Here is a 19,010-nt window from a genome sequence, read left to right as displayed (position 1 = left end):
GCGACTCCTTATTTGTTTTCTTTTTCTTTAAGCGCTCTTACTTTTAGTGGTAAGCCGAACAAGTTGATAAATCCTTCTGCATCTTTATGATTATAAACTTCATCTTCATCAAAAGTAGCAAACTCTTCTGAGTATAATGAATATGGAGATTTAGCACCTGCAGGAGTTACCTGACCTTTATATAATTTAAGTCTTACCGTACCTGTTACATTTTCGGCACAAACATTAACAAATGCATCAATTGCTTCTCTTAAAGGAGTGAACCATAATCCGTCATACACAAGTTCTGCATATTTAAAAGATACAAGTTCTTTGTAGTGCATTGTCTGCCTGTCTAAGCATAAATATTCAAGTTCTTTTATAGCAGTGTATAAAATAGTTCCACCCGGAGTTTCATACACACCTCTTGATTTCATACCAACAAGTCTGTTTTCAACCATATCGGCAATACCAACGCCGTGTTTTCCGCCAAGTTCATTTGCTTTTTCAACTAATTTAAGCGGAGACATTTTTTCTCCGTTAATAGCAACAGGAACACCTTTTTCAAATTCTATTTCAATATATTCACACTTATCAGGTGCTTTTTCAGGTGTAGTCATAAGTTGTAAAATTTTATCATATTTAGGTTCGTTCCATGGATCTTCCAAATCCAAACCTTCATGAGATAAGTGCCATACATTTCTATCCATTGAATAGTTATCTTCTTTGGTTACAGGGATTGGAATATTTCTTTTTTCTGCATATTCAATCTCATCTTCTCTTGAACGGATATCCCAAATTCTCCAAGGTGCAATAATTTTAAGATGAGGAGCAAGCGCTTTAATTGTAAGTTCAAATCTTACCTGGTCATTCCCCTTACCTGTTGCACCATGACAAATTGCAACTGCACCTTCTTTTTCTGCTATTTCAACAAGTCTTTTAGCAATACAAGGACGTGCATGAGATGTGCCAAGTAAATATTTTCCTTCATATACAGCACCTGCTTTTAATGTAGGGAATATGTAATTTGCAACATAGTCTTCTTTCAAATCTTCTATATAAAGTTTAGAAGCACCTGTTTTTAACGCTTTTTCTTCTAGCCCTTCAGTTTCTTTACCCTGACCTACATCGCCACATACAGCGATAACTTCGTAATCATAATTTTCTTTTAGCCATGGGATAATGATAGATGTATCAAGACCGCCTGAATACGCTAAAATTACTTTTTCTTTCTTGCTCATTTTTATTCCTCCAAAAAGTTTTATAAATTTAATTATTGTTAAATTAAAATAAATATGTTACAATATATTAGATTATACTATATTATTTCTAAAAATGCAAGTATTTTTTATAAAAATACAAAAAAATGTATTTTTATGCAAAAGAGGTTTTAAATATGAGAATACTTGGGATAGACCCTGGCTTTGCAATAGTGGGAATTGGTATCATAGAATATGTCGGAAATAAGTTCAAAGTCATTGAATATACTAAGATTACCACTGAGGCACACACTGATTTTGCGGGTAGACTAAAGAAAATTTACGATGAATTAAATTGCATAATAAATGAATATAAACCCGATGTTATTGCGATTGAGGAATTATTTTTTAACAATAATGCAAAAACTGCTATAAATGTTGGTCAGGGCAGAGGTGTATGTCTGTTATGCGGAGCGATAAATGATATTCCGATATGTGAGTACACTCCCCTGCAAATCAAGCAGGCTGTCGTTGGTTACGGAAGAGCGGCAAAAGAACAGGTTCAGCAAATGGTTAAAGTTCTTTTAAACTTGGAAAAAATACCTAAACCTGATGATGTTGCCGATGCACTGGCTGTTGCAGTTTGCCATGCTCATTCGTTTAATATGAATTCTAAACTAAACATAAGGTAGGTATATAAATGTTTTATTATTTAAAAGGCAAAGTTACTTATAAAGAAAATAATTTTATGGTAATAGATGTCGGTGGTGCAGGATATAAAGTTTATACATCTTTTACCACTTTGGAAAGAGCAACTTTAAACGATGAATTTTTAGCATATACTTATACTCATATAAGAGAAGACACATTTGATATTTATGGTTTTTGTTCGCTTGAAGAACTAAGTACATTTCAGATGCTGATTACAGTTTCAGGAGTAGGTCCTAAAGCAGCATTATCCATACTGTCATTTATGCCGACAGACGTATTTGCCATATCCGTTATTAAAAGCGATATCGGTGCTATAACCAAAGCACCAGGCATTGGTAAAAAAATTGCAGAAAGAATCGTTTTGGAATTAAAAGACAAGATTGCCAAGACAGGTAACTATGAAGAGATGGCAACCAGTGATTCACTTGTTTCAAACGATATGATAAAAGAAGCAGTCGATGCTCTTATGGTGCTTGGATATTCACAACTTGAAGCAAAAGGTGCTGTTTCAAATGTTAAAGACAGTTATGCCAATGTTGAAGATATTATAAAAAATGCATTGAAACTTTTAATGAACTAAAGTGAGGATTTGTTATGGAGGAAAACGAAAGAATAATTTCAGCAAGAGAACTTTCTTGCGATAACGACCAGTCTTTAAGGCCGAAGTTCTTATGCGATTATGTCGGTCAGGAAAATTCAAAAGAAAATTTAAATATATGCATAACCGCAGCAAAACAAAGGGACGAATCTTTAGACCATGTTTTACTGTATGGACCTCCGGGACTTGGTAAAACCACTCTTTCTCAGGTCATTGCAAACGAACTTAATGTCAATATCCGTGTCACATCAGGTCCTGCCATTGAAAAACCCGGTGATTTAGCAGCAATCCTTACCAATCTTTCAGAAAATGATGTTTTGTTCATTGACGAAATCCATCGTCTTTCAAAAAGTGTCGAAGAAGTTTTATATCCTGCTATGGAAGATTATGCTTTGGATATTATTATAGGGAAAGGTCCGTCTGCAAGGAGTATCAGGCTTGACCTTCCTAAATTCACCTTAATCGGTGCCACAACTAAAGCAGGAAATCTTACTGCACCTTTAAGAGATCGTTTTGGCGTTCTTTTAAGGCTTGATTTATACACAACGGAAGAACTCAAAAAAATCGTTACAAGATCAGCAGGAATTTTAAATATTGAAATTGAAGATGAAGGTGCTTTGGAAATTGCTTCACGTTCAAGAGGAACGCCAAGAATTGCAAACAGGCTTTTAAAAAGAGTAAGAGATTATGCACAGGTTTTGGGAAATGGTGTTATCACAAAAGAAATAACTGACAAAGCCTTAAAAATGATGGAAATTGATAATATTGGTCTTGATAAAACTGATAAAAGAATGATTCTTGCAATAATAAACGCTTTTGGCGGAGGACCCGTAGGACTTGATACTCTTGCCGCAACAATAGGCGAAGAAGCAACGACAATTGAAGATGTTTATGAACCTTATTTACTTCAGTTAGGATTTCTAAACCGTACACCAAGAGGCAGAATGGTGACCAAACTTGCTTATGAACATTTTGGAATTGATTACTTAAAAGAAGATCAGATTTCTTTTTAGGCATATTTTCAAATCTTCTATAATAATATTTAGTATAATATTAAATAGGAGATAAAAGATATGTTAATTAAAGAAACTGAAAACAACTACGCATTTGTATTAGGAACAGTTGAAAGCGAACTTACACTCAGCCACGAAATATACGAAGAAAAGTTTTTTAACTTTAAAATAAAGTCACAAAGACTTTCCGATTCTTTTGATACAATAAATGTAACGGTGTCCGAAAGACTTTTAAATGAAAACCTTAATTTATCTTATGGAGCAAAACTTAGTATATATGGTCAATTCCGTTCTTATAATAATTTTTCTTCAGTCGGCAACAAACTTCTTCTTACCCTTTTTGCAAAAGATATAAGCGAAGCATCATTTGAAAGTCCAGATAAAAATGAAATATATCTTGATGGTTTCATTTGCAAGCCCCCTGTTTATCGTATTACGCCTTTTGGCAGAGAAATAACAGACATTTTACTTGCAGTCAACAGAATACATAATAAATCAGACTATATACCTTGTATTGCATGGGGACGAAATGCCAAATTTGCATCAAACTTAAATGTCGGAGACAGAATAAGGATTTCAGGCAGAATTCAAAGCAGAAATTATCAGAAAAAATTAGATGACGAAACTGAAATTACAAAAACTGCTTTTGAAATATCTGTGGGGAAATTGGAACTTGTAAAAGACGAAATTTAACATAAAAAATCACTTACTAAAAACAGTAAGTGATTTTTTTAAAATTATTTGAAACTTTTATTGTAAATAAAATTTATTCTATACTTATTTTTAAATATTGACCAAACCATATTTAACTTTTATTCTTTCCAGTTTTTCTATCATCGACTCAGATAGAATCCACAGAAAAAAAGCAGTTGAGATAGAATGAATTAAATCCATTGGTATTCCAACAACATAAGATGAGAAAATCATATTCCAGTTAATTTTATTCTGATACATAATTACTGATGCCGGATTCATAATCCCCCCATATATTACAAGAGTTGCAAAAAATCCAAATATTGTAAGTGACACCCTATCCCTTTTAAAAGGACCTTTTTTAAAAAGAATACCACTTATAAAACCTATGATACCAAATGCAAACATCTGCCATGGTGTCCATGGACCTTGCCCAAAGAAAAAATTTGAAACAAAGGCAGTAACCGCACCTACCAAAAATCCTGCCTCTCCTCCTAAACACACACCGGAAATAATTATAAGTGCCACGACAGGTTTAAACTCAGGAAGCATAAAGAACGCTGCTCTTCCAGCAACTGCCATAGCACATAATACACTTATCAGTACGAGTTCTCTTGCTTTCGGTTTTCCTGCTTCAAACATCATGCAAAATGGTATTATTGTTTCCAATATAATAAGAATACTTATAAAATAATACTTCCTGTCACCAAAGAATGAAATCCCGATATAAATTGTAAGAGGTATTAAAAGAAATATTATAAATAATGCCATAAGAGTTTTTTTAGCAATGTTTCTCTCCGACTTTGGAATTTGCGTTATTTGCATTTCATTATCACTTATATGATTTTCTGATTCTGTATTTTGCGTTTTCTTTTCTAATTTTTCTATTTTTCCTCCACAGGCAAGAATTATATCTTCTGCTAAAACCGCATCAGAAAGTTTTGTTCTTGCCATACGATTTGCAGACGTTGTATAAAAATTCTTCCCCTTAAAGAACTCTCTTGGTGTATCACAAGATGTCAACTTTCCGTCAAACATCAGAGCGCATCTGTCAGCATACTTTGCCGAGAATTCTAAATCATGAGATACCATAAGAATTGTAACGCCTTTTAATTTTAAATCTAAAAGAATATCTGCAAATTCTTCTTTAAAATGTATATCCATTCCTTTTGTCGGCTCGTCAAGTAGCAAAATTTCAGGCTCCGTAAGAAGTATCTTGGAAAGTGCAACTCTTTGTTGTTCGCCACCGGATAAATCATAAGGATGGCTTTCTAAAAGATTATCTATTCTTAAAAGTGTTGATATATTATGTACCTTTTGTTCTTTTTCTTTCTTGGAAAGTTTTTTATCTCGTAATATTTCCATTAAGTCAAGGTATACGGTTTTTTTTACAAACATACTTTGTGGATTTTGCGGAAGAACTCCCAAAAGTCCATTATATAAATCTTTTGTTTTTAAAATACTTTTACCTTTTATAAAAACATCGCCTCTATACGCTTTATTAAGTCCTGCTATAAGAGAAATTGCTGTTGATTTTCCCGTTCCGTTACCTCCGAGCAAACAAAAAATTTCACCCTTATTTACAGTTAAATCCAACCCTTTTACAACATCGGGTAAATCCTTTTCGTATCGGAAATACGCATCTTTAACTTCTATTACGGTTTCATTATTATTCTTAATTATATCTTTCGGAATAATATCAGGATTTAGTACATTCTCTTTTGAATATTCTAAAAGCCACATTCTGCCTTCCCTTACAGTTAACGGACAAGGCAGGTTATTTGGCACATTGCCATAAACTCTCAAAGGTGTTGGAAGAGCTTTATACATATCATGATTTTGAGATTTTAAAATTTCGCCTATGTTTTTGGGGTTATCATCTGCAATAACTTTTCCGTTATCCATAACAATAATCCTGTCCGCCATTGAAAAAGCATCTTCCAGACAATGCTCAGCGAGTATAACAGTTGTACCCAGTTCACGGTTTATTCTTTCAAGAACATTTAAGAATTCTTCCGAAGCAATCGGGTCAAGTTGACTTGTTGGCTCATCAAGTATTAATACGGATGGTTGCATAACCATGATGGATGCAAGATTTAAAAGTTGTTTCTGACCGCCCGAAAGTTCGCATACATTTTTATAAAACCAATTTTGTATTCCAAAAAAAGATGCCATTTCAGACACTCTTGTCCTTATTTCATTTTGTTTGTATCCAAGACTCTCGAGTCCAAATGCAAGTTCGTGCCATACTTTATCTGTTACAATCTGATTGTCAGGATTTTGCATTACAAATCCTATTTTAGACGCTTGTTCTTTTATAGTGTAATCTGTCAGTAATTTTGCGTTAAAATATATGTTTCCTTCTTTTTTTCCAAATGGCGATAATGAGGGTTTTAATAATTTTAGAAGCGTAGTTTTACCACATCCTGATTTTCCGCAAAGCAAAAGAAACTCGCCCTGATTAACTGTAAAATTTATATTTTCAAGAGTTCTCTTTGCTTGTTTCGGGTAAGTAAAACTTAAATTTTTGATACTAATGTTTTCCATTTTTTCACCTCCCAAAGTTCAATAATTACAGGACATACACACAGTAAAAAATATGCCATAAAAACGCTTATTCCGAACACAGAAATGTTTGACATTTGTATAGATGGGAAAAAATTAAAATCCATTTCACCTGTTATGTTTCCTGTTAGTATATATATACCCAAAATCAAAATACAAATTAGTGCTTTTTTATCTCTCCTGTCAAACCTGAAAATTGAAAACGCTGTTCTGCCCGGTATGCCATATCCTCGTGATTTCATACTGTCAGCAGTTTCAATAGCATTCTCTAAAGACCATGTTGTCATAATAGATAAAATATTAAGTCCTCTCTTTACGCGTTTTATAACACTGCCGTTTGAAACATCACGCCCTATACACTTTTGTGCATTGCTTACGATTTTTATTTGAGATGCAAACTTAGGCACAAAGCGTAGTGTCATTGATATTATAAGTGACAATGCAGGAATAATTTTACCAAACAGATAGATAAACTTATCACTAGTCATAACTTCATTAAAGCATGCAAAATGGCATATAACACTTATGATCATTGTAGCCGAACACAGCCCGTAAACTATGGATTCAAATGTAAGAGGGTTTCCGCTTGGTAGGTATGTTATAACAGTTACACCTTCGTGATTAAAAGCAGGGTTTATAAGCGCCATTACAATTAACATTGGAAGCATATACATAAAATTAATTTTGACCTGTTTTTTTCCTTTCAGTATGACAGAATATAAAAATCCTGATACAAGCGAAATAACAAGGCACAACGGATGCATAAAAAAGCAGGAAAAAACAATTACAAATGCAAAATATGTAAAATTTACAATTGGATGGTATGTTTTAAATTCATTCATTATATTTACCATTTCCTTTTGAATATTCTCCACCTACATCTACTCCAAGATCGCACGTATATACCCATTCCACATTATCACCCTCTTTAAGCTGATATAGTGAACATCCGTAATTAGGAAACCACCCATTAACTTTATACATCCATCCTGACAGTTCGCCTAAGTCATATTCGTAAATATTGGCTACACCTTCAATATAGGCACTGTTATATAAAGGAGTGTTTTCAAATTCCAGATGTATCTTACTTCGTTTCATTTCCCGCATAAGCACATTGAAAACACTTTCGCCTTCGTAGAAAACAACAGTCTTTTTTTCAAATATAACGCCGTCTTTTGGCACTATATCTGTTTTTTTGTCATCAAGCCATCCAATATTATTTAAAACCGTATCGCACCTTACAGATAGTGTACAAGTAAGTTCTTTATCTGCAACCGATATATTTTCAGGCTTGACAGGTACAGGATTTTCATTAAGCATTGAATCGTTTTTTTGTTTATTCTCTTCTGTGTTTTCTTTTATAACAATTTTAGTTTCTTCCTGATATTTAAGATTTTTGTTTTCATTTTTTTGTTGGAAATCACTTTCGCATAAAGAGTCGTTTTCTTTAATAGTTTTTGTTTCTTTGATTTCCTCAACCTGTTTAGTATTTGTATTTTCTTTTGACCTTAAAGTATAATTGCTAAGCCCAGGTGCATCACCACCACACAAAAAAGCAATAACTAACAATATTAAAATTACAAAACCTGTTAAAATCTTTTTATAATGTTTTCTCATTTAATTCCTCCTTAAATAAGTTCTGCAAGAGAAATCATTTTATAAAACATGGATGCAAATTCTCCTCTTGTAACCGCTTCTTTCGGTTTTATATCCATAACACTGTCATCAAGGATTTTTTCACTGTAGCAAAAGGCAAGTGAACTTTGCGACCATTCTGAACTTGAAATATAGTCTGAAAACTGAGCAAGAACATCACGGACCATGCGAATATCCATTTCGGTATCCATACCACATAGTTCCGAAGCCCTTGCAATCATAACTGCTGCTTCTTCACGACTTACCGTTCCGTTTGGATTAAACTCATTTTCCGATATACCTTTTATAATTCCGTAAGAATATGCAATAGAAACATAGTTGTAAAACCAATCATTTACATTTACATCTTTAAAAACAATGTTGCTCTTTTTATAAATGCCAAGACCTTTGGTTATAATAGTTGCAAATTCTGCACGTGTCATTGTACCGTCCGGATCAAAAATATTTTCTGACTTACCGTTTATAATTCCCCTTTCAGCCAATGCTTCAATTTTTGTTTTTTCTTTATATTCTGCTATATCTGTAAAAGTCTTACCCGGAAGAATAACATCCATTTTCATAACATCTTTATTTTTATTTTTCAACCCAATCAAAGACTCAGTATTTTCAAAAAAGGAAACTGCATCAGACATTTGGAACAAACCGGGTTTACCTGTACTTGCTCTCTTTACTGAAACTATACCATAAAAAGCCTGCTCGGTTGCCATAAGATTTGAACTGTTCCCACCATTTTCGTGAGTAAATCCTTTTCCCCGAACATAGCAGGTCATAAGATTATCTAAAATCGTATATCCGTTTTTAACAAACCGCGAATCATTAATTGAAATACCAAGTTCACTAAGAGCAACAAGCATTTGAACACAACTTTCAGAATTCGGAGTTCCAAAACTCGAAAAGCCTCCTTTATCATCCTGATTTTTACTCATTGTATCAAGTGCTGTGTTTATTGCGTTTTTCACACTCTTATTATACTGATATTTCGAAAGAGCACAAAGTGCCATTCCCGTAATATCAGGATTTGCTGTATCTCCTGAAAGCGCCCATCCTCCATCTGATGTCCGATTATCAAGAATATAGTTTATATACATCTCTCTTGTTGCCTGAATGGTAGCATCAGGATTATCCGGCATATCATAATTTCCGCAATCAAGTGCAATAAGTGCCCATATTGCTCCATTTATTCCTTGCCAAATTGTTTTTTCATAATCGCCAAGTGGTGTTAGAAGATTATAACCTGCAACATCTTCAGGACTTTTACCGATAGATGTAAGGGCAACAATAACTCTTGCATATTCAGTATATTTCTTATCGTGAAGATTACCTTTATTTTTCTTCACATATTCTTCTGCATTTTCATAATAGTTCATATAGTATTCATCCGTAATCTCTATACCACTTCGCGAAAGACCTAAAACCGTCCATTCCCCTCCAACAGAACCTACTTTTGGATTTGGTACAGTTTTTAATATATATGAAGCAATATCATTTAAAACAAAATCAATATCATAATTTATTTTAGCAAAAGATGTAACATAAGTTGATAAACATATTATCAGTATTAAAAACATTGATATAAATCTCTTCATTTTTAATGCTCCTTTTAAAAAGGCGAAAGCGAGCAGTCAGTTTTTACTCTAACTGTTCGCAAAATACCTTAAATTCTTATTTTATTACATTCTCACAAAAACGCATCAGAACTTTCGCAACCTGAGCACGGGTTGCGGTAGCTTTCGGTGAAAGTGTAGTTTCACTTGTACCATTTACAAGTTCAGCTTTGTTTGCCCAAGAAATTGCATCAAGTGCCCAATCACTTACATCACCTGTATCTGCAAAGCTTGAAATTTCAGCCTTATTAGTTACATCATAACCCTGCATTTTTGCAAAACGATAGATAATAAGTGCCATCTGTTCACGGGATATATCACTATCGGGTGCAAACTCTGTGCTTGTGATACCATTTACAATTCCTTTTGCAGCCGCCCAAGCAACCGCATCAGAATACCACTGACCTTTAACTACATCTTTAAAGTTATGTGTGCTTTCAACACTTTCAGGCTTTGCCATTCTGTAAAGAACGGTTACGAGCGTAGCTCTTGACATTTTACCTTCAGGCTCAAAACCGTTACCCGTACCACACATAAGATTATTTTCATATACATACTTTATGTAATTATAGTGCCAATCTTCTTTTTTAACATCATAAAAAGTGGTTTCTGTGAAAGTGGGTTTTTCTTGAATTTCGGCATCTTCCTTTTTGGCTTCTTCCTCATTTGTATCTTTTTTAGGAGAAGTTCCTTTTCCACCAAAGGAACCTGTTGTGCCGGGAACAGTCGTCCAGTCATTAGTAAAGAACCAAACAATTTTATCTCCGTTATTAATTTCGCATTCAGTCAGACCCACCTTTGGCAAGGTATCATTGACTTTATACATCCATCCGGAATTTTTACTATCGTTAAACTCAGCCAATGTGCGTCCACTTTTTGTCATGGATTCAATATATCCGCTTTCAGCTCCTACCTGAGTGATGCCACTGTTTTCAAGTGCTTTTATCAGGGCATGATATACGGTAGCACCTGTACCTGATAAGGTTACAGATTTGTTATTTAGCCAATAGCCTGTATCTGACTTAATGGTTACTCTGACAGTGATACTATCTCCACTTGGTTTAGATGGAGTTATAACTGCACCTGTGCCTGTAGCACGTCCTGGGGACAGAGTGTTACTACTGAAGTCATAGACATTGTAGGCTGTACCATTTTTAATTACTTGATATACCGCAATAAGAGCAGGAAAGCCCTGCTGTGTGGCATAAGCATTTACCGTTGTATCACCGTCATTAAACCCAAATCCGCTATTATCCTCCAAAGCAAAATCTAAAAGTCTATCCACAACACTGTTACCGTTTTTGATGAAACGGCTATCAGTGTCAGGGTTGATGCCCATCGCACTAAGTCCCATAATGACACAGGCAGAATTGTTGGCATTCTCACCCCATGTTCCGCCAAAACCACCGTTACTGAGCTGAACTTCACTAAGATAATGAACCGCCTTATCGATAGCATCCTTTACAGCAGCATTGTCATTATAATATTTAGCAAGTGCCAGGATAGCTATACCTGTAGCATCTGCCTCTGCTGTTTCAAATGCAGTCCAGCCGCCATTTTCAAGTTGAGTATCTAAAAGTGCATTAACTAAATCCGCTTCCTTTGTATCCGTACTATAGTTACCTTGCTGATAAGCAAGAAGTGTATAAGCAGCAGTCCAGATTGCGCTTTGATGAGAAGTACTGTTTAGCCCCGCCACAACATCTACAGGTGTGTTACCGTTGACCGGATAAATCTCTTTAGGATTTATACCAATACTTTGCATATCAAGAATTGTCTTAGCATAGACGGATTCATCAGGATTTCCTGAAGAAATACTATTAAGTGAGATATTTATCATATTTTGTTTTGCTGTATCCGTAAGTTTCAAACCCGAAGGACGTACCTTTTCATAGGCAGCCATAGCCATAAAAGACTCCCAGTTGGTTGTATCTGTTGTTTGTGCTGCAATACCATCCAGTAAAGCCTCTAAAGATTCAGCAGTGTTTAAACTGCGAGAGCCTGGAATGGTAATCTTAATTGTTTTCTTAACACTTTTTACACCTTCGATAGAAGCCTTCAATGTAATTTCAGCATCAAGGCTAACTTCTGTAGTATTAAGAGGTGCTGTAACCTTACCTGTGCCATTACTGAATGTAATTACATCGCCTGGTGTAATGTTCCATGTAATTTGATAGGGATAAGATGCAGAATTGTATGTATTGAAAGTAACTTTTTCTCCATCAATTTTGGCATTTTGTCTTAAATATAGATTTGATGTAACCGAATTAGCATCGGTATTTTTATTTTTTATCTCATCGAAGGTCAGTGCATCCGCTATTCGTTGTAACTTGTCGCGTTCCGTTTCCAGTTCAGATTCTGTCCATGCTAATACTGTGGCATCAAAGTTTTTGGATAAAATTGTTTTTCCTTTGGCAAGCGTGAGAGTTATTGTTCCTGTTACATTTTCTCCTAAAACAGGGCGAGTTACTGTGGATTTGTCATATCCTTTATCGGGAATTGTGATTGGCAGATTTTCTGTACTCCATGTGGTAGTGTAGCCCTCGTAAGATGGAAAATACAGGTTATCCTTAATATTTGATAAGTCTGCAATCGCACCGTTTTTATCCGTAACTTTAATATCAGATGCAGCACCATCTAAAACAGTCTGCATTTCTTCACGCGTTACAGCAGAAACTACAATATCAAAGGCAATCTGACAATCTGACTTCTCAGGCATAGGACCTGCACCACACATAATAGAAGTTTCCTTATAGACAAGTGTTGCTGTCAAAGTAACATTTACATCCTGTTCTCCTACATTCGGACGATTAATCTTAACCTCATACTTACCACCTGAGGGATGAGAAGAAGAACTAACAGGATTTCCGGTGACTTTAATTACATCTTCGTTGCTTGATGCCCATACGATATACAGTCCTGATGTCTTGCCACCTGGTAGTAAAAGTGTAGTCTTCACATTGTTTAAAGAAGTGTTGCCATTTAGCACTTTAGGATCATTCATATACGCTGCAACATCTGATTTCATAGCATCTATGGTTTCTGCTTTCGTTTGTGAATGTTTTGGAATTACAGCACTTACATTTATCTGTTCACTTTGTTCATTAAAAGTTAGTATAATAGGCAGGATAATTTCTTTTACATCATCTTTTGGGTAAGTGATAGTGCCATCTTGGGCAATAATATCTGTTGGAGTAAAATTCTCAGCAAACGCCACAGTAATACCATCATCATTTATTAGTTCACATACCAAAGCTAATATATTGGTGTCATCTGTCACAGAGTCATATTTAAATCCCGAACCTGTTGAATTGGTATATTCTATCGGTTTAACAGTACTTGATTCTATTATTTTTTTCGCAGTGTTAAGTCGTCCGGGAATATTAATGGGAAATGTTTTAGTATCTGATGCTTCATTGCACCAGATTGTAGCTGTCAAGGTGACCATTGTATCTTCATCGGGAATAGTGACTACGCCTGTATCAGCATTTATACTCGAACTATCAGAAATCCATTCAATTCTGGTTTTCCCACTTTTGCCTGTTTTTGGAAGAGTAATGTTTTGTTCGTTAGTATAAGTAACAGAGAGTGCTTCTTTGTCTTCCGCTACATATTCCGCATCTGTTTTACCTTCTTCCGTTACAGTAACAATACAAACGGGAGGTACAATGTATGAACCGTCAAATTTAGCAGAAACCGTATATGTACCACCTTCTTCAAACGACAGAGAAACCTTACCCTCGGCATCGGTTATTTTGTCAGGAACCTCTTTGCCATCTACAGTAATCACTGCATTGGAAAGCGGAGAATTCCCTTCCTTAATAAGAGTCAGATTTAAAACATCTTCACTAGCCACTGTAGCGGTAGTTTTATCAAAAAATGTGTATGCGTCAGACCAGCCTTTTGTATCCTGATAGAACCAAAAAACGAGATGGGCTTTATCTTCAACCTTTTCGTTAACACTCCATGCAACGTGGTTGTTATTACAGTAGCCGGCATATTCAGATTCTATGCCCCAAAATTTCGTGATGGAGATATAAGCCCCCATATCAGTCGTTCTATAGCCGTTTGCTCCGTCTACATAATAGGTATCGTGCAGGGCGGTAAATGCATCATCAATCGTTGGTGACTCAATATCCAATGTAACCGGAACATATGCCATTGTTTCTTTGTTTTTTCCGGTTGTAAATTCTCCGTCTTGTACCACACTAACATAAACCGTGATGCTGTCTGTCGCCATAACTCCTATAGGTAAAAGTGACATAAGCATTGTGAATACTAATAAAATAGCTGAAAAACTTTTAAATCCTTTTTTTAATTTCAATTTGATTCAATCCTTTCATCTAAAAAACTCAATTTTAAAATAAGTTGTTTTATTGTGTTTCTCACCTCCGATTTGCTTACCGCAGGCAACAAAAAAACTGCGGCAATTTTTCTTTTTAAAAAAATTACCACAGCTGAGTTTTTCTGTGATGAATCACAATTCAGATAAGAATATAGGATAAATCCCCTAAATATATTTAAATCTCAATCTGAAAACACCATTCCTATGCCAATTGGCACTTACGGAACAATACCAAAGCAGGTCTTGTGACTCGCACCATATAGGCAAAAAAGCCCACATTTTTATATCCTGCCTTCTCAGTTTCCCAATGACTATCTTTCGATAACGGATATAAAAACTTCGATGCACACACCGACAGTTTAACCGCAGGGGATTCTCACCCCATTCCCTTTACACTGATTATGCCTTTTTTTTGCGACATAATCAACACTTTGTGTGAATATATTAAATTTTTACATTAAATAACTTAACACATTATTAAATTAAAGTCAATAGATAAAAATATTTTTCACTATAGCAACAATAATTTTGTAAAAGCACACGTGTTAATTTACAATAATATTATTTTTTAAGAATCCTCGCCGCAGGATTTCTTACTGCATTCTTTAGCATACGGGCAGCCAATACATTTAGCCCCCTGCTTTTTGGATTTATATATGTATCTTAGTGCCAAACCAACTATACATACTAATATTAAAATCACAATTAAGTTTTCCATAAGTTTATACCTTTTGTTTTTTAAGATTATTATCTGCTTTTACACAAAGATAAATGATAATACCTATCATACACAAAACAGCAATAAGTCCTCCGATAAATCCATTGCCAACTGTTCCTGTTTCAATAAGAGAGCCTATCTGATATACCAGATATGATACTATGTAACCTGTTGCAATCTGGAGTGAAATTCCGCCCCATAACCATTTAGCACTTTTCATTTCAGAATTCATTGCTCCGATTGCAGCAAAACAAGGAGGAGTAAATAAATTAAACATTAAACATGCTAACGCTGCCGATTTTGTAAGAGCAAAAATTCCTGCAACCTCTAAAGAACCGCTTGTAAGTGCAAGTTCTTCAACATCTATAAAATTAGTTACGCCATAGCACACTGCAAGTGTACCAACAACATTTTCTTTTGCGATAAATCCTGTAATTGCCGCAGCAGCCATTTGCCATACACCAAATCCCAAAGGAATAAGTAAAACAGCAAAAGGAGATGCAACCTTAGCAAGAATTGAAGTTGATTCCATACCTTCTTCTATAAGTTCAAAGTTCAAATTAAATGATTGCATAATCTGAACAGCAGTATTACATATAAGGATAACAGTACCTGCTTTTACAATATAAGCCCAACCACGTGAACACATAGACAAAAATGCTCTTTTTATACTTGGCATTTTATACTCGGGAAGTTCAATTATAAAGTATGATTTCCTTGCCTTATTACCTGTAATTTTATTAACAAGAAGTGCGCCAATAAAAATAATTACAATACCTGCAAAGTACATTAAAGTACCTACCCAAGACGCGTCATCAAAAAACACACCTGCAAAAAGTGCTATAACAGGTAGTTTTGCACCGCATGGCATAAATGGCGCCAGCATTGCTGTTGCCCGCCTTTCCCTTTCATCTCTTATGGTACGACAAGCCATAACTCCCGGAATTGCACAACCTGTTCCTATAACAAAGGGAATAACAGATTTACCCGATAAACCTACTTTTTTAAATATAGGGTCAAGTACTACTGAAACTCTTGCCATATATCCGCAATCTTCAAGCAGTGCGATAAGGAAATACATTACCATTACAAGAGGAAGGAAACCTACAACAGCACCTACACCGCCAATAATACCGTCAACTAAAATTGCGTATAAAAGTGGATTAATATCAGAAAAAATCCCTCCAACCCATTCCTGAAACATTTCTATCCACGCAACTAAAGTATCTGCTAAGAACGGACCGAATGAGGATTGAGATATATCAAAAACAAGAAACATTATAAAAGCAAATATAGGAATTCCAAGCCACTTGTTAGTAAGAAATGCATCTATTTTATCCTGATAATTTAATTCTTTTGTTAAAATTTTTCGTTGCTCAACGTTTCTGACAATACTGTTAACAAAGCTGAATCTTTTTCTGTCTGCCATTTCGGATGACTTTTTATCTTTAATATCAATATCATTTTGCATAAACGGAGCGTCTTGCCCTTTTCCAATTTGAAAAACTGCTTTTTTTATAACTTCTTTTAGTCCGTCAGAAGATGTGGATACAGTTTCCACAACAGGACAACCTAATGTAAAAGATAAAGTTCCTATGTCAATTTTTGTTTGTTTCTTTTCATTTATATCAGTTTTATTAATTGCAACAACAACAGGAATACCAAGTTCTAAAAGCTGAGTTGTAAAAAACAAACTACGGCTTAAATTAGTTCCGTCAACAATATTTATTAAAACATCAGGTTTTTCATTTTTTATAAAAGAACTTGTTATACTTTCTTCCGATGTAAAAGGTGACATAGAATACGCTCCGGGCAAGTCAACTATGATAATTTCTTCTTTCCCGTCATAAAATTCTTTCCTTAAAGTGTGTTCCTTTATGTCAACCGTAACCCCTGCCCAGTTCCCTACTTTTTCATTAGCACCTGTGAGTGCATTAAACATTGTAGTTTTTCCACTGTTGGGATTACCTGCTAAAGCAATTCTCATTTTTTCTTCTCCTTTATTATATTATGGTTAGTACCTACTAACATACTATATTTTTATAGCTTCTGCCAACGGGTTATCTATATGATATCTTCCATCTTTAATAGAAACAATACACCCTCCTTTAAGATGTGATATAACAGTAACAGGTTCGCCACTGTAACACCCTAAAGAAAACAAGAATGAATTAAGTTCCTCGTCAAAAGTTTCAATAGATTTTATTATGTATTCTTTTCCAATCTCTGCATTTTTTAAATTCATTAATATCGCCTGCCTTTTATTTAATTAGCCACTGCTAACTCGTTTTCAAAAAAATCAATTAGCATATGCTAACCAATAATTATGATAACATAACTTATCTTATTTGTCAATAATTTTTAAGTAAAAAAATTCCTATTTTTCTTTTACTTGAAAAAAATCATTATCTGTGATAAAATAAATATAAAATATAGGAAAAAGGAGAAAAGTTTATGCAATTACAGGAATCTGCCGAAATGTATCTTGAAACAATATACATTTTATCTAAAGAAAAAAACATTGTAAGAAGCATCGATGTTGCAGAATATATGAACTACTCAAAGCCTAGTGTATCAAGAGCAGTTGGGCTTTTGAAAAACGGCGGGTATGTAATAATGGCAGAAGACGGTTCTCTTACTCTTACCGAACTTGGAAAAGATGTTGCAAATAAAATATTTGAAAGGCATACTATTTTATCAAAACTTTTAGTCCATATCGGTGTTTCGGAAGATGTTGCTGCAAAAGAAGCATGTAAAATAGAACATGTTATAAGTGACGATACACTTTTAAAAATCAAGAACTTTCTTAAAATATAATATAATTGGTGGAGGTTTATTGTGGCTTTAGAAAATAAACTCAACATAACAGAGTCTGTCGAACTTGCTCGTTTCGAAGAAAAAATCAGCAAGAAAAAAGCTATCGAACTTTACAATAGCCTTCGGAAAGTTATCCAAACTCGTTTTTAAATTGTAAATTTTTGATATAATATCGTTAAAAGTTTTGAAAATATTGCATATTCCCTGCACCTTTTGCCTCATTCTATCGAAAAATTTCCTAATTTGAAAATTCTTCGAACCTCTAACGCTTTAAAATTGAGATTTTTCTAGGCGGAAGATTTCGATAATACGAGGTATATCGGAATCGACAACAACGAAAAAGCCGATTTTTAAGGGTTAGAGGCGGGTTCGGATAGCTCTCCGACGGCTATAGGTTTGCTTGACGGACTGTACGCAGGTGAATTTTCTGCCCTTGCTTTTATTCATAAATATTTATTCGATGAGATTTATGACTTTGCAGGCAAAATAAGAGATGTTAACATTGCAAAGGGTGGTTTTCGCTTTGCACCAGCAATGTATCTTGAAAGCGCATTGGAACACATCAGTAATATGTCGCAGGGAACATTTGATGAAATAATTGAGAAATATGTCGAAATGAACATTGCACATCCATTCAGAGAAGGCAACGGCAGAAGCACGAGAATATGGCTTGACCTTATGCTAAAAAAAGAACTTGGAAAAGTTATTGACTGGAGCAAGGTTTCAAAAGAGGACTATCTGCTTGCTATGGAGCGAAGTCCGATAAAAGACATTGAAATCAAATATATCTTAAAAAATGCTTTGACTGATAAGATAAATGACCGCGAACTGTATATGAAAGGTATAGATAACAGTTATAACTATGAAGGCTATGCGGCTTTTAAAACAGAAGAATTGTGAGATTATAAGAATTTTTAATAACTTGTTGTACTTCATAATAACTGCAGCAAAAATCAAAATGGACGCAATGGGGTCTGTCCCTTTTGCGTCCATTCCGTTTTGTAATAAAAATTTTCGGGAGGGGATGGAACCCCTCCCCTACTGTTTTATAATATTTTTTTTAAAAATTATCAATATATTTTAATAACTTTATTTTTTGTTTTTAATTTCAT

The 19,010-nt window shown here is 34.5% G+C and carries 15 protein-coding genes, 1 pseudogene and 1 riboswitch; of the genes and pseudogenes, 7 read left to right on the top strand and 9 right to left on the bottom strand.

The features are described 5' to 3' along the window. Positions 1-8: 8 nt before the first annotated feature. The gene (locus E7419_00470) at positions 9-1,220 is read right to left on the bottom strand and encodes an argininosuccinate synthase (GenBank protein ID MBE7013663.1); all 1,212 of its coding nucleotides are present in this window, start codon (positions 1,218-1,220) and stop codon (positions 9-11) included. A 155-nt stretch (positions 1,221-1,375) separates the two neighbouring features. Between E7419_00470 and ruvC the strand changes: the two genes are divergently transcribed. The 4 genes from ruvC to E7419_00450 are packed head-to-tail and all read left to right on the top strand — an operon-like array spanning position 1,376 to position 4,193. Next, positions 1,376-1,870, top strand: a complete 495-nt coding sequence (ruvC, locus tag E7419_00465) for a crossover junction endodeoxyribonuclease RuvC (GenBank protein ID MBE7013662.1) — start codon at positions 1,376-1,378, stop codon at positions 1,868-1,870. 8 nt (positions 1,871-1,878) lie between these two features. Further along, entirely contained in the window at positions 1,879-2,469 is a 591-nt protein-coding gene (ruvA, locus tag E7419_00460; protein MBE7013661.1) for a Holliday junction branch migration protein RuvA, read from the top strand. Between the two features lie 14 nt (positions 2,470-2,483). Next, entirely contained in the window at positions 2,484-3,500 is a 1,017-nt protein-coding gene (gene ruvB, locus E7419_00455; GenBank protein MBE7013660.1) for a Holliday junction branch migration DNA helicase RuvB, read from the top strand. Positions 3,501-3,560: 60 nt separating this feature from the next. Next, positions 3,561-4,193, top strand: coding sequence for a single-stranded DNA-binding protein (locus E7419_00450; protein MBE7013659.1), 633 nt, complete (start codon positions 3,561-3,563; stop codon positions 4,191-4,193). Positions 4,194-4,283: 90 nt separating this feature from the next. Here E7419_00450 and E7419_00445 read toward each other — a convergent pair whose 3' ends face one another. The 8 genes from E7419_00445 to E7419_00410 all read right to left on the bottom strand — a co-directional run bounded on the left by E7419_00445 (position 4,284) and on the right by E7419_00410 (position 17,326). Next, positions 4,284-6,740: an ATP-binding cassette domain-containing protein gene (locus E7419_00445; protein ID MBE7013658.1), complete on the bottom strand. Its 2,457-nt coding sequence runs from the start codon at positions 6,738-6,740 to the stop codon at positions 4,284-4,286. Continuing rightward, a complete protein-coding gene (locus E7419_00440) occupies positions 6,713-7,600 on the bottom strand; it encodes an energy-coupling factor transporter transmembrane protein EcfT (protein MBE7013657.1) in 888 nt (295 codons plus the stop codon). The genes E7419_00445 and E7419_00440 overlap by 28 nt, the downstream gene beginning before the upstream one ends. Beyond that, positions 7,593-8,375 carry a DUF4430 domain-containing protein gene (locus tag E7419_00435; protein ID MBE7013656.1) on the bottom strand — a complete coding sequence of 261 codons (783 nt, stop codon included), beginning with the start codon at positions 8,373-8,375 and terminating at the stop codon, positions 7,593-7,595. The genes E7419_00440 and E7419_00435 overlap by 8 nt, the downstream gene beginning before the upstream one ends. A gap of 11 nt (positions 8,376-8,386) precedes the next feature. Beyond that, the gene (locus tag E7419_00430) at positions 8,387-10,000 is read right to left on the bottom strand and encodes a hypothetical protein (protein ID MBE7013655.1); all 1,614 of its coding nucleotides are present in this window, start codon (positions 9,998-10,000) and stop codon (positions 8,387-8,389) included. A gap of 76 nt (positions 10,001-10,076) precedes the next feature. Continuing rightward, positions 10,077-14,342, bottom strand: coding sequence for a DUF4430 domain-containing protein (locus tag E7419_00425; GenBank protein MBE7013654.1), 4,266 nt, complete (start codon positions 14,340-14,342; stop codon positions 10,077-10,079). 238 nt (positions 14,343-14,580) lie between these two features. Continuing rightward, a riboswitch (cobalamin riboswitch) is annotated at positions 14,581-14,812 on the bottom strand. A 119-nt stretch (positions 14,813-14,931) separates the two neighbouring features. Next, positions 14,932-15,081, bottom strand: a complete 150-nt coding sequence (locus E7419_00420; protein MBE7013653.1) for a FeoB-associated Cys-rich membrane protein — start codon at positions 15,079-15,081, stop codon at positions 14,932-14,934. A 4-nt stretch (positions 15,082-15,085) separates the two neighbouring features. Next, positions 15,086-17,068 (bottom strand): ferrous iron transporter B, encoded by a 1,983-nt coding sequence (locus E7419_00415; GenBank protein ID MBE7013652.1) that lies wholly within the window; start codon positions 17,066-17,068, stop codon positions 15,086-15,088. A gap of 45 nt (positions 17,069-17,113) precedes the next feature. After that, a complete protein-coding gene (locus E7419_00410) occupies positions 17,114-17,326 on the bottom strand; it encodes a ferrous iron transport protein A (protein ID MBE7013651.1) in 213 nt (70 codons plus the stop codon). Between the two features lie 209 nt (positions 17,327-17,535). Between E7419_00410 and E7419_00405 the strand changes: the two genes are divergently transcribed. From E7419_00405 to E7419_00395, 3 genes and pseudogenes are all read left to right on the top strand, one after another. Continuing rightward, positions 17,536-17,898, top strand: coding sequence for a metal-dependent transcriptional regulator (locus E7419_00405; protein ID MBE7013650.1), 363 nt, complete (start codon positions 17,536-17,538; stop codon positions 17,896-17,898). 21 nt (positions 17,899-17,919) lie between these two features. Then, positions 17,920-18,018: pseudogene (locus E7419_00400) on the top strand (cell filamentation protein). Positions 18,019-18,288: 270 nt separating this feature from the next. Continuing rightward, positions 18,289-18,798 (top strand): cell filamentation protein Fic, encoded by a 510-nt coding sequence (locus E7419_00395; GenBank protein ID MBE7013649.1) that lies wholly within the window; start codon positions 18,289-18,291, stop codon positions 18,796-18,798. Positions 18,799-19,010: the final 212 nt, after the last annotated feature.

The sequence above is a fragment of the Oscillospiraceae bacterium genome (genome assembly GCA_015068525.1).
GTDB lineage: Bacteria > Bacillota > Clostridia > UMGS1840 > HGM11507 > SIG450.
Note: the sequence above shows the minus strand (reverse complement) of the source record. Positions and strands in the feature narration are given on the sequence as shown.

Bases quoted from the DNA above. Each gene is read 5' to 3' on its own strand.
- ruvB (MBE7013660.1), top strand. From the start codon at position 2,484: ATGGAGGAAAACGAAAGAATAATTTCAGCAAGAGAACTTTCTTGCGAT.
- ruvC (MBE7013662.1), top strand. From the start codon at position 1,376: ATGAGAATACTTGGGATAGACCCTGGCTTTGCAATAGTGGGAATTGGT.
- E7419_00405 (MBE7013650.1), top strand. From the start codon at position 17,536: ATGCAATTACAGGAATCTGCCGAAATGTATCTTGAAACAATATACATT.
- E7419_00450 (MBE7013659.1), top strand. From the start codon at position 3,561: ATGTTAATTAAAGAAACTGAAAACAACTACGCATTTGTATTAGGAACA.
- E7419_00435 (MBE7013656.1), bottom strand. From the start codon at position 8,375: ATGAGAAAACATTATAAAAAGATTTTAACAGGTTTTGTAATTTTAATA.
- E7419_00440 (MBE7013657.1), bottom strand. From the start codon at position 7,600: ATGAATGAATTTAAAACATACCATCCAATTGTAAATTTTACATATTTT.
- E7419_00445 (MBE7013658.1), bottom strand. From the start codon at position 6,740: ATGGAAAACATTAGTATCAAAAATTTAAGTTTTACTTACCCGAAACAA.
- E7419_00415 (MBE7013652.1), bottom strand. From the start codon at position 17,068: ATGAGAATTGCTTTAGCAGGTAATCCCAACAGTGGAAAAACTACAATG.
- E7419_00470 (MBE7013663.1), bottom strand. From the start codon at position 1,220: ATGAGCAAGAAAGAAAAAGTAATTTTAGCGTATTCAGGCGGTCTTGAT.
- E7419_00410 (MBE7013651.1), bottom strand. From the start codon at position 17,326: ATGAATTTAAAAAATGCAGAGATTGGAAAAGAATACATAATAAAATCT.
- E7419_00430 (MBE7013655.1), bottom strand. From the start codon at position 10,000: ATGAAGAGATTTATATCAATGTTTTTAATACTGATAATATGTTTATCA.
- ruvA (MBE7013661.1), top strand. From the start codon at position 1,879: ATGTTTTATTATTTAAAAGGCAAAGTTACTTATAAAGAAAATAATTTT.
- E7419_00420 (MBE7013653.1), bottom strand. From the start codon at position 15,081: ATGGAAAACTTAATTGTGATTTTAATATTAGTATGTATAGTTGGTTTG.